The organism is Pseudomonas sp. Soil_N_39 (assembly GCF_057655955.1).
Map to the genome: position 1 here is coordinate 1 of NZ_JBDGLI010000053.1, position 405 is coordinate 405.

Annotated in this window: 1 pseudogene; it reads right to left on the reverse strand. The window is 62.7% G+C overall.

Annotated features, from left to right (window positions below):
- Positions 1-405 (reverse strand): annotated as a pseudogene (locus AC3A5O_RS28790) (hypothetical protein); the annotation flags it as partial.

Consider the following 405-nt stretch of genomic DNA (forward strand, 5'->3'; position numbering starts at 1 on the left):
GCTCCCACATGGGATTTGTGGTGTTGTCGGGTACTGCGACCGCCGCCGATTCTTGTGGGAGCAAGGCTTGCCCGCGATGGCGGCGGCACATTCAATATCGCTGCAAGCAGACCCACCGCCATCGCGAGCAAGCTCAGCTCCCACAGGGATTTGCGGTGTTGCCGGGTACTGCGACCGCCGCCGATTCTTGTGGGAGCAAGGCTTGCCCGCGATGGCGGCGGCACATTCAATATCGCTGCAAGCAGACCCACCGCCATCGCGAGCAAGCTCGCTCCCACATGGGATTTGTGGTGTTGTCGGGTACTGCGACCGCCGCCGATTCTTGTGGGAGCAAGGCTTGCCCGCGATGGCGGCGGCACATTCAATATCGCTGCAAGCAGACCCACCGCCATCGCGAGCAAGCTC